Source organism: Neomegalonema sp., assembly GCF_028688855.1.
Taxonomy (GTDB): Bacteria; Pseudomonadota; Alphaproteobacteria; order Rhodobacterales; family Rhodobacteraceae; genus Neomegalonema.
In genome coordinates, this window is record NZ_JAQTXI010000013.1 from 86,637 (window position 1) to 97,112 (window position 10,476).

10 protein-coding genes are annotated in these 10,476 nt (G+C 68.2%); 8 read left to right on the forward strand and 2 right to left on the reverse strand.

Going from position 1 to position 10,476, the window contains the following annotated elements; genetic code table 11:
* Positions 1–94 precede the first annotated feature (94 nt).
* A complete protein-coding gene (locus PHN62_RS11375; protein WP_300150549.1) occupies positions 95–979 on the forward strand; it encodes a CoA ester lyase in 885 nt (294 codons plus the stop codon).
* Complete coding sequence (locus tag PHN62_RS11380) at positions 979–1,539, forward strand: hypothetical protein (protein ID WP_300150551.1); 561 nt, start codon at positions 979–981, stop codon at positions 1,537–1,539. The genes PHN62_RS11375 and PHN62_RS11380 overlap by 1 nt, the downstream gene beginning before the upstream one ends.
* Here PHN62_RS11380 and PHN62_RS11385 read toward each other — a convergent pair.
* The gene (locus PHN62_RS11385) at positions 1,536–2,120 is read right to left on the reverse strand and encodes a GNAT family N-acetyltransferase (RefSeq protein WP_300150554.1); all 585 of its coding nucleotides are present in this window, start codon (positions 2,118–2,120) and stop codon (positions 1,536–1,538) included. The two genes, PHN62_RS11380 and PHN62_RS11385, sit on opposite strands and share 4 nt — an antisense overlap.
* A complete protein-coding gene (locus PHN62_RS11390) occupies positions 2,087–2,530 on the reverse strand; it encodes a PACE efflux transporter (protein ID WP_300150557.1) in 444 nt (147 codons plus the stop codon). The genes PHN62_RS11385 and PHN62_RS11390 overlap by 34 nt, the downstream gene beginning before the upstream one ends.
* Positions 2,531–2,909: 379 nt before the next feature.
* On the opposite strand from PHN62_RS11390, the gene topA reads away from it, so the two are divergent.
* The 6 genes from topA to PHN62_RS11420 all read left to right on the forward strand — a co-directional run.
* Positions 2,910–5,540, forward strand: coding sequence for a type I DNA topoisomerase (gene topA, locus PHN62_RS11395; protein WP_300150560.1), 2,631 nt, complete (start codon positions 2,910–2,912; stop codon positions 5,538–5,540).
* A gap of 3 nt (positions 5,541–5,543) precedes the next feature.
* Entirely contained in the window at positions 5,544–6,182 is a 639-nt protein-coding gene (locus PHN62_RS11400; RefSeq protein ID WP_300150563.1) for a thiamine phosphate synthase, read from the forward strand.
* 241 nt (positions 6,183–6,423) lie between these two features.
* Positions 6,424–8,259: a hypothetical protein gene (locus PHN62_RS11405; protein ID WP_300150565.1), complete on the forward strand. Its 1,836-nt coding sequence runs from the start codon at positions 6,424–6,426 to the stop codon at positions 8,257–8,259.
* A gap of 231 nt (positions 8,260–8,490) precedes the next feature.
* Positions 8,491–9,111: a 30S ribosomal protein S4 gene (gene rpsD, locus PHN62_RS11410; protein WP_018632199.1), complete on the forward strand. Its 621-nt coding sequence runs from the start codon at positions 8,491–8,493 to the stop codon at positions 9,109–9,111.
* Between the two features lie 185 nt (positions 9,112–9,296).
* A complete protein-coding gene (locus PHN62_RS11415) occupies positions 9,297–9,968 on the forward strand; it encodes a ceramidase domain-containing protein (protein ID WP_300150568.1) in 672 nt (223 codons plus the stop codon).
* Positions 9,965–10,476: DUF599 domain-containing protein (locus PHN62_RS11420; RefSeq protein WP_300150570.1), on the forward strand; the 512-nt coding region annotated here is incomplete at its 3' end. The genes PHN62_RS11415 and PHN62_RS11420, both read left to right, overlap by 4 nt.

Sequence of the window (10,476 nt, forward strand, 5' to 3'; positions counted from 1 at the left end):
AATCATCTTTCGCCGTCGCGCGAAAGAAGCTAATCCTGTTGCGCTGCAAACCCCCCGAGGATTCGCCTTCCGGAATTCGCCTGAGGATCACGTCATGGCTCAAGCTTCCCTTCGTCCCCGCCGCTCCGTCCTCTACATGCCCGGCTCGCGGGAGCGGGCGCTGGAGAAGGCGCGGAGCCTCAAGGCCGATTCGCTGATCCTCGACCTCGAGGACGCCGTGGCGCCCTCCGAAAAGATCGTGGCGCGCGAGCTGGTCGCCGGAGCGGTGAAGGCGGGCGGATTCGGCGGCCGCGAGATCCTCGTGCGCATCAACGGCTTCGACACCGAATGGGGCGAGGAGGATCTCGCCGCCGCCTCCAGGGCCGGGCCGGACGCCGTGCTGCTGCCCAAGGTCGAGACGCCCGAACTCGTCCGCGAGGTCGCCGCGAAGCTGGAGAAGCTCGGCGCGCCCGACAAGACGAAGATCTGGATCATGATGGAGACGCCGCTCGGGGCGCTGAACATCGCGGCCATCGCGGCCTCCTCGCCGCGTCTGGCGGGGATCGTGGTGGGCTCCAACGACCTCGTGAAGGATCTCCACGCCGAGCATGCGCCCGCCCGCGAGCCCATCGTCACGGCGCTGGGCCTGACCCTGCTGGCGGCTCGCGCCCATGGCCTGGCGGCGGTGGACGGCGTCTACAACGCCTTCAAGGACGTCGAGGGGTTCCGCGAGTCCTGTCGTCAGGGCCGGGCCTTCGGCTTCGACGGCAAGACCCTGATCCATCCCGACCAGATCGCCACGGCCAACGAGGTCTTCGCGCCCGCCGAGGCCGATCTCGATCTCGCGCGGCGTCAGGTGGCGGCCTACGAGGAGGCCACCGCGCGCGGCGAAGGCGTGGCGGTGGTGGACGGCAGGATCGTCGAGAATCTGCATGTGGTCACGGCGCGGCGTCTTCTGGCGCTCGGCGAGGAGATCGCCCGCCTGGAGAGCGCCGCCTGATGCGCGGACGCGGCGGATTCCTCGCGCGGATGGGGGCGCTGGCCGCCGGAGCCTTCGGGCTGCTCGGGGGCTGCGACGCCTACACCATCACCCGCGTGGATTCGCTGGCGCTGATGAGCAAGGGGACGCTCTACACCCTCTCGACGCGGGGGGGCATCCCGACCGAGATCCACGGGACGCCCTTCGCCGGAGTCGAACCCTCCGAGGTCGCCGCGCGGCTGAAGCTTCCCGCCGGACTCCCGGCGGGGATCCGGTTCCGGGCCGTCGCGCCGGGCGGCTTCGAGGACGAGCACGAGAAGGCGCGTCTGGTGCTGATCTTCAACGGCGCCTCGCCTCCGGGCTCGGGTCCGGCCTGCCGCCTGCGCGAGGTCGCGCCGGTGAACCCGCCCCAGCCGGGAGGCTTCACGCTCTTCGCGGTCTTCTGCGACGGGCGGAACTGGTTCGGACAGGGCTTTCTCGAAGCCCGCAAGACCGCTCACGGCGATTGGGAGCGCTTCGGACGCCTGACGGCCAGCCTGTTTCAGGAAATCCTCTCCCAGGCCGAGAGCGCGCGGCGCTAGACCGGAGGATCGGGGGCGATGCGGGCGGTCAGCACATGGTCGCGCCAGCGGCCCGCGATCTTCAGATAGGCCCGCGCATGGCCCTCGCGCTCGAAGCCGAGCCGCGCCAGAAGACGCGCGCTGCGCTCGTTTTCAGGCAGATGGGCCGCCATGATCCGATGCAGGCCGCAGTCCTGAAAGACATGGGGAATCAGGGCGGACAGGATCTCGGACATCAGGCCGCGCCCCTGATGCGCGCCGTCGATGGAATACCCCAGATGGCAGGCGAGGAAGGCCCCGCGCGCCACATTGCTGAAAGCGCAGAGCGCCAGGATCTCCCCGCTTCCGTGAAGGCCGGCGAGGAAATGATAGCCGGATCCCTGACGGATGTTCTCCGCCTGAAGCGCGGCGCGCGCGCGCCAGGCCTCCGGATCGTGGAAGCCCTCGGGACGCTCGGGCTCCCAGGGGGCCAGATGCGCCCGGTTGGCCAGGTGATAGGCCCGGAGCCTCTCCGCATCCGCCCCGCAGACCGGACGGATCCAGGCGCGCTCCGTGGCGAAGATCGGGCTCAGACGCGCCCGGCCTGCGTCTTCCCGGCCCATTCGGGCGCCGGAAAGACGCGGTCATAGGCCCAGTTGAAGGCGAAGGCGTAGACCACGTAGAAGATCGCCATGCCGATGTCCATGAGCAGCGCCTCCCAGAGGCTGATCCCCAGCCACCAGGAGATGAAGGGCAGAAGCAGCAGCAGGATCCCGACCTCGAACAGGATCGCATGGCCGACGCGGATCAGCGGCGTCTTCTGCGTGGTTCCGCGCCAGCGCGCCATGAGGTGGTCGAAGCCCCAGTTGTAGACGTAGTTCCAGAGCGTCGCGATGGTCGCGCCGCCCACGGCGATCACGCCCATGTCCTTCATCTCCAGCCCGAAGAGCAGCATGCCGCCGGGCACGGCGATGAGCAGCGCGAAGATCTCGAACAACAGGGCGTGGCGGATGCGGTCGGCGGGGGTGCGCATGGAGGGAGATCCGATCCTGACGCAGCCGGGTCGTCCCGGGAGAATCGCCGCAGGGCGCGGCCCATGATGGGGAGGTCGTCCTCGAGGCGGAGATATAGGCCCCGCGCGGCGCAGAGGCAAGAGGCCGCAGGAAGACCAGAGCCCCGGCCTCCGGCGCGAAGCCCCGTCGCGACGTCCTCCGCGTCTTCTCCTCCCGGATCTTCTCCTTCTGATTGCAAGGCGCAAGCCTCTGGTCGCGAACGGAGGAAGCGGATCGCCTGCGGGGAGAATCCCGCGCCTCCGGGACTCCGGGCGGCGGCGCTTCCCCGGAGAGGCGGGTTGACAGAGCTCCGGAACCTCGCCCATCTTCGCGCCGCGTATAGCAGGAGATGCAAGGCTTATGGCCGTCGTCGTCGTGGAATCCCCCGCCAAAGCCAAAACCATCGAGAAATATCTCGGGAGCGGCTTCAAGGTTCTGGCCTCATACGGCCATGTTCGCGATCTGCCCGCGAAAGACGGCTCGGTGCGCCCGGCCGAGGATTTCGCCATGGATTGGGAGGTGGATCCCAAATCCTCCAGGCGCCTCTCGGACATCGCCCAGGCGGTCAGGGAGGACGGGACGCTCATCCTCGCCACCGATCCCGACCGCGAAGGCGAAGCCATCTCCTGGCATCTCGTGGAGGCCCTGCGCGCCCGGCGGGCGCTGAAGAAGGACTCGAAGATCTCGCGGGTGGTCTTCAACGCCATCACCAAACCGGCGGTCCTCGCGGCCATGCAGGCCCCGCGTCAGATCGACATGGCGCTGGTCGAGGCCTATCTGGCGCGGCGGGCTCTGGATTACCTCGTGGGCTTCACGCTCTCGCCGGTGCTCTGGCGCAAGCTGCCGGGGGCGAAATCCGCCGGACGCGTGCAGTCGGTGGCGCTGCGGCTCCTCGTCGAGCGCGAGATGGAGATCGAGGCCTTCAAGAGCCGCGAATACTGGACCGTCTCCGGCGCCTTCGGGGCGGCGAAAGGCGGCTTCGAGGCCCGGCTCGTCAGGAGCGAAGGGAAGAAGCTCGAAAAATTCGATCTGGCGACCGAAGAGGACGCGAAACGCGCCGTCGCCTTCGCCGCCGCCCGGGACTACCGCGTCGAGGCGGTCGAGCAGAAGCCCGCCCAGCGCCATCCGGCGCCGCCCTTCATGACCTCGACCCTCCAGCAGGAGGCGAGCCGCAAGCTCGGCTTCGGCGCCCAGAACACCATGCGCGTGGCCCAGAAGCTCTATGAGGCGGGCTGGATCACCTACATGCGCACCGACGGCGTGGACCTCGCGCCGGAGGCCGTGCAGGCCCTGCGCTCGGAGATCTCCAGCCGCTACGGGGCGCAATATCTGCCTTCGGCCCCGAGGGTCTACAAGACCAGGGCCAAGAACGCCCAGGAGGCCCATGAGGCCATCCGCCCCACCGAGGCCTCGCGCCATCCGGACAAGGCCGACCTCGCGGGCGAGGAGGCGAAGCTCTATGACCTGATCTGGCGACGCGCCGTGGCCTCGCAGATGGAATCCGCCCGCTTCGAGCGCACCGTGGCCGAGATCGTCAGCGCCGATTCTCAGGCGGCCTTCCGCGCCACGGGCCAGGTCCTGCTCTTCGACGGCTTCCTGACGCTCTATCAGGAAGGCCAGGACGACGCCGAAGACGAAGACTCCCGTCGTCTGCCCGCCCTGAGCCAGGGCGAGGCGTTGAAACGCGGCGCGGTCACGCCCGAGCAGCATTTCACCCAGCCCCCGCCGCGCTTCACCGAGGCCAGCCTCGTGCGGCGCATGGAGGAGCTGGGCATCGGGCGCCCCTCGACCTACGCCTCGATCATCACGGTGATCCAGGATCGCGGCTACGCCCGCAAGGACAAGAACCGCCTGATCCCCGAAGACAAGGGCAGGCTCGTCACGGCCTTCCTGGAGAATTACTTCGCCCGGCTCGTGCAATACGACTTCACGGCGGGGCTCGAGGAGAAGCTCGACGACGTGACCGCCGGTCAGGCCGACTGGAAGAAGCTCCTCGCGGAGTTCTGGACCGAGTTCAACGGCGAAGTCGAGGCCACCCGGGAGCTGCGCGTCGGCGACGTGCTGGAGCGCATCAACGAAGCCCTTGAGCCTCATGTCTTCCCGCCGAAGGAAGACGGCTCCGATCCGCGCCTCTGCCCGACCTGCGGCAAGGGGCGGCTCTCGATCCGCACCGGCAAGTTCGGCGCCTTCATCGGCTGCTCGAATTACCCGGAATGCCGCTATACGCGCCCCTTCGGCGTCGAGGAGGGCGAGAACGGCGAAAGCTCCGAGGCCCTGCCGCCCGAGGGCAAGCCCCTCGGCCAGGCCCCCGACGGCGAAGCCGTGACGCTGCGCGTGGGCCGTTTCGGGCCCTACGTCCAGAAGGGCGAGGGCGAGAAGCCGCCGCGCGCCTCTCCGCCGCGCGGGGTCGCCCTCGACGAGGTGAATCTGGACTTCGCCCTTCAGCTCCTGTCGCTGCCGCGTCTGGTCGGCGAGCATCCCGAAGGCGGCGAGATCCGCGCCAATCTCGGGCGTTTCGGGCCCTATGTGCAGCATGAGAAGACCTACGCCAATCTTCCCGAATGGCGCGAGGTCTTCAGCATCGGGCTGAACCGGGCGGTCGATCTGCTGGCGCAGAAGCGCGCCAAGGGCTCCGGACGCGCCGCCGTCGCGCCGCTGAAGGAGCTGGGCGCCCATCCCGCGGACGGCGCGCCGGTCAACGTCATGGCCGGGCGCTACGGGCCCTATGTGAAATGGGGCGCAGTCAACGCGACCCTGCCCAGGGACGTCAAGCCCGAAGACCTGACCATGGAGCAGGCCCTTCCTCTGCTGGCCGCCCGCGCCGAGGCCGCTCCGAAGAAGAAGCCCGCCGCCAAGAAGGCGCCCGCCAGGGCGAAGGCCGAGCCTGCGGGCGACGAGGGGGAGGCGGCTCCGAAGAAGAAGGCGGCCGCGAAGCCCAAGGCGGCGAAGCCCCGAACCGCGACGAAGAAAACCCAGACGGCGGAGTCCTGAATCATGGCGCAGTCCGCCGAATCCGCGCCGACGCGGCTCTACCTCGTCGCGCCCGCCGAGATCGCCGACCCCGGAGCCTTCGCCGCCCTCTGCGCCGAGGCCTTCGCGGCGGCGGACGTCGCCTGTCTGAGGGTGCCGCTGGCGGAAGGGCTCGCCGACCGCGCGGCGGCGGCCCTGCTCGACGCGCTGAAGGCGCCCTGCCACGCTCACGACGTGGCGCTGCTCGTCGAGGACCGCTTCGATCTGGTCCGCCCCTACGGGCTGGACGGCGTCCATCTCTCCGGACCCCATGCGCTGAAGGCCATGACCGAGGCTCGCGCCGCCATCGGAGGCGGGGCCATCCTCGGCGTGGATTGCGGCGATTCCCGCCACAAGGGCCTCACCGCCGGAGAGCGCGAAGCCGATTACGTCGCCTTCGGCCCCCTCGAAGGGCTTGACGCCGACCCGGATTTGCGCGAACTCATCCTCTGGTGGCAGGCGATGATCGAAATTCCCTGCGTGGCCGAGATCGCCCCGGACCCGGCTCTGGCTGCGGCGCTCTGGGGGAAGGCGGATTTCCTCGCGCCCTCCGCCGCGTTCTGGACGGCTCCGGAGGGCGCCGCCGCGCGTCTGAAGGCCCTGGCGCCGGGCGCGGGCGCCTGAGGGAATCAGGCCGCGCCAGAGGCCGCCCCGGAAGACGCCGGGGAAGGCCCTGCAAGAAGAAAAGAGCGGAATCTCAGGAATCCGTTCATCATGAACGACGCATTATTGAAATAATTTTATGAATTCCTTGGAGTTGTTCTTCGGGAGGGCGGAGGTTTTTATTACATAAGACAAACCGTGATTTAAAATAAAACTAGCCATTTCGGGCGATCATCGGATCTGCTTCAGTGGAGGAGCGATGATGCGCAAGAACAAGATCTCGAGCTTTCTGAAGGGTCGGCGCGGATCCGTCGCGACCGTGGGCGGCATGACCATCGGCGTCGCCGTGGCTGCGGTCGCGTTGTCCGCGACGGTGGCCCACACCTTCGAAACGCGCGCCGACATGCAGCGCGCGCTGGACGCAGCCCTGCTGAGCGCGGCGCGTTCCGACGAATATCTCACGCCGCAGAGGATCGTCGAGGCCTATCTGCAGTCCTATGTGAAGGACGCCGGGATCTCGGCCAAGGACATGCGGATCGAAGCGGTCTACGACGACGAGAAGGGCGTGATCAACGGCCGCGTGGTCTTCAACGTCGACGCGATCTTCCCCATGCCCAGCTCCGTCGCGGACAGGATGACGCCCCGCGTGGCTTCGGAGGTCACGCCTCCGGGCGCGCGCCGCATGGAGATCGCGCTGGCGCTCGACATGAGCGGCTCCATGAACGAACCCATGCCCGGCGGCGGAACGCGGCTCGACGCCCTGCGCGACGCCCTCGGCGCCATGTTCAACGAAATCGCCGCCCAGGAGACCGAGAACGGCAACAACGTCTACGTCTCGATGGTCCCCTACGCGAGCGGCGTGAACGTCGCCAACCTCCGGGGCGCCCTGACCCCCAGTTCGGTGCGGGGCGGCTCGATCCAGAACACGCGCCCCTCGCCGCACAGCTTCTTCGGCGCGGCCAGGACGCGCACGAACTACATGGGCGATTATTACGGCATCCAGCGCACCACGAGCGGCTCCCAGGAGACGCTGAAATATCAGTCCATCGGCGAGTGCCTGTCCTATAACGGCCGCGGATACTGCACGTCCACCCTGAGCAGCGCCGCCTTCTACCAGCGGGCGGCCTATCTCAACGACGGCCTCTGGGCCGCCGAGCAGGGCCTGACCAAGGTCACGCAGGATCTGCCGCCGAATCAGGAGAAGGGCCTCTATTTCACCTATCAGGACGTCCAGGCCCTGAGGATGGAGATGCGCGACGACCTGCGCCAGAGCCTCGGCGCCAACTTCATCCACAAGAGCTGGGTGTCGCCCGTCATGCACGTGCTGCCCCTGACCAACGACGTCAACGAGATGCGCGCCTACGCCCGGAACATGGTGGCCTACGGCTCCACCGCCGGACATCTCGGCATGGAGTGGGCCTGGCGCACCATCTCGCCGAACTGGGGCGGCGCCTGGGCGATCAAGCCCACCGATTCCTCCGGACGCTTCCAGCTGATCACCTCGATCCTGCCGCTGGACGTGGTGCAGGGGATCCTCGACAATCTGGCTCTGGGCGAGGTCGGGAACCTCGTGACCGAGATCACCACCGGCCTGCTCCAGGGCCTCGGCCTGACGGGCGGCGGCGGCGGCGGCCAGTCCTACGTCGCGCCCGACCGCCTGCCCGTGGCCTACGACGCCTACAACGTCGGCAAGGCCATCGTGATGATGACGGACGGCGCCTTCTCGAACTTCCAGAACACGCCCTACGTCGACCAGTTCGCGACCGGATCCGTCGCGAACGGGATCTCGGCGGGCGCCATCTCGGCCTGCATGGCGGCCAGCGCCGCCACCGACGCCACGGGCGTCGTCAAGACGCGCGTCGAGAAGGCCTGCCGGGCGAGCTTCTCCTATTTCGAACAGGTCTGCACGGCGGCCAAGGCCCGGGGGATCAAGGTCTACACCATCGCCTTCACCGACGGCGCCGCCGGCTCGCTCGACTCGATGAGCCGTTGCGCGAGCGATCCCGACCAGGCTTTCGCCGTCGACACCGGCGTGCAGCTGAAGAGCGCCTTCACCCGCATCTTCCGCGACACGAGCTCGATGTACGTGAGCCGCTGACCTTCGCGCCGACCTCCTCCACAGGAGGCGCGGGCCCCGCAGCCGGAAGGCTTCGGGGCCTGCGTCCTTCCCGGCCTTGACTTTCCGGCGCAAGCCGGAGTAAGTCCCGCATCCGCCGTCCGTTAGGGCGGCGTTTTTTCGCGTCCGCGAGGCCCTCCGGGGCTTCTGTCGTCTCCCGGAAGGGAGAGCCGAGGAGGACGCGCCCATATTCGAACCGATTGGACGACCGACATGACCAAACGCGCCAATGCGAAATACAAGATCGACCGCCGCCTCGGCGAAAACCTCTGGGGCCGCGGCAAGTCGCCGGTGAACCGCCGCGAATACGGCCCGGGCCAGCACGGCCAGCGCCGCAAGGGCAAGATGTCCGACTTCGGCCAGCAGCTCCGCGCCAAGCAGAAGCTCAAGGGCTATTACGGCGACATCTCCGAGCGCCAGTTCCGCCGGATCTACGCCGAGGCCGACCGTCGCCGCGGCGACACCTCCGAGCATCTGATCGGCCTGCTGGAGAGCCGTCTGGACGCCATCGTCTACCGCTCGAAGTTCGTGCCGACCGTCTTCGCCGCCCGCCAGTTCGTGAACCACGGCCATGTGACCGTGAACGGCAAGCGCGTCAACATCGGCTCCTACGTCTGCCGCGTCGGCGACGTGATCGCCATCAAGGAGAAGTCGCGTCAGCTGGCGCTGGTGCTGGAGGCGGCCCAGTCGGGCGAGCGCTCCATCCCGGACTACCTCTCGGTCGATTCCGCCAAGGGCGTCGCGACCTATGTCCGGATGCCCACCATCACCGACGTGCCCTATCCTGTGCAGATGGAGCCGAACCTCGTCATCGAGTACTACGCGAAGAACTGACGTTTTTCCCGATTCAGACTTCAGGGCCGCGCTTCGCAAGGAGCGCGGTCTTTTTCATCGGGAAGCGTGAAGCGAAGGCCGAAAAGAGGCCGAAAGCTTCACGGATTCGCCTTATGCTGTCCGGGCTGCGCCCCCTTGCGACCGGTCCCCTCGTCACTGGAAAGACCGCCACCGCCGGAGAGATCATGAGCCGCTGGCTGACCCCCCTCGACAATTATTGCGAACGCACCGGACCGGAATTCTGGTCGGAGCCGATCAACGCCGTCACCAACGCGGCCTTCGTGCTCGCGGCCTTCCTCGCCTGGCGCGAGGCGCGGCGGCTCGGCAAGGAGGATCCGCTGATCCTCGGGCTCTGCGGGCTGGTGGCCGTGATCGGGATCGGCTCCTTCCTGTTCCACAGCTTCGCGCAACGCTGGTCTCTGATGGCCGACGTCATCCCCATCCAGATCTTCATTCTGGCGGCTCTGGCGGCCACGCTGAACCGCGTCTTCGGGCTGAGCTGGAAGGTCGCCGGGCTGGCGACCCTCGGGGCGGCGCTGGCGGTGGGCTTCGCGGGCGGCTGGCTGCGGACTCTGACGGGCGGGGCGCTCAACGGCTCGGAAGGCTATCTGCCGCCGCTGTTCGCGCTGATCGTCACTTCGGGGATCCTGATCTCGCGAGGGAATCCGGCGGGGCGTCTGCTGGGCGCGGCGGCTCTGGTCTTCACGGTCTCGCTGACCTTCCGCACCCTCGACCGTTCGATCTGCGAGGCCTTCCCGCTCGGGACTCACTGGCTCTGGCATGCGCTGAACGCCGTGACGCTCTGGCTGGTGCTCGTCACGATCATCCGCTTCGGCCGGAGGCCCGCTGCGCCATGACCGGATTGATCAGCGGCGCGGATCTCATGGCGGCGCTCTGGACGGTGGCCTGCTGGCTCGGGGTGGGCTGGTGGATCGAGCGCGGACCCTACGCCGAAAGCACCATGGCCGCCCTGATGTCGCGCCGACGCTACGAATGGGCGTTGCGCACCGCCGAGCGCGAACAGCGCATCGTGGACGCCGCCCTGCTCAACAGCCTGCAGAGCGGCTCCGCCTTCTTCGCCTCGGCCTGCATGTTCGCGATAGGCGGCGCGGCGGCCCTGCTCGGCCAGGCGGAGGCTCTGGCGGCGCTCTCCAACGATCTGCCCTTCGCCGACCACGTGGCCGCGACCGACTGGCGGCGGCGTCTGCTGGCGCCTCTGGGGCTGCTGGTCTACGCCTTCTTCAAGTTCGCCTGGTCGCACCGGCTGTTCAACTACAACGCCATCATGCTGGGCTCGATTCCCATGCCGAGGCTCGGCGAGACGGGGATCTCGCCGGAGGCCGAGGACGCCGCCCTGCGCGCCGC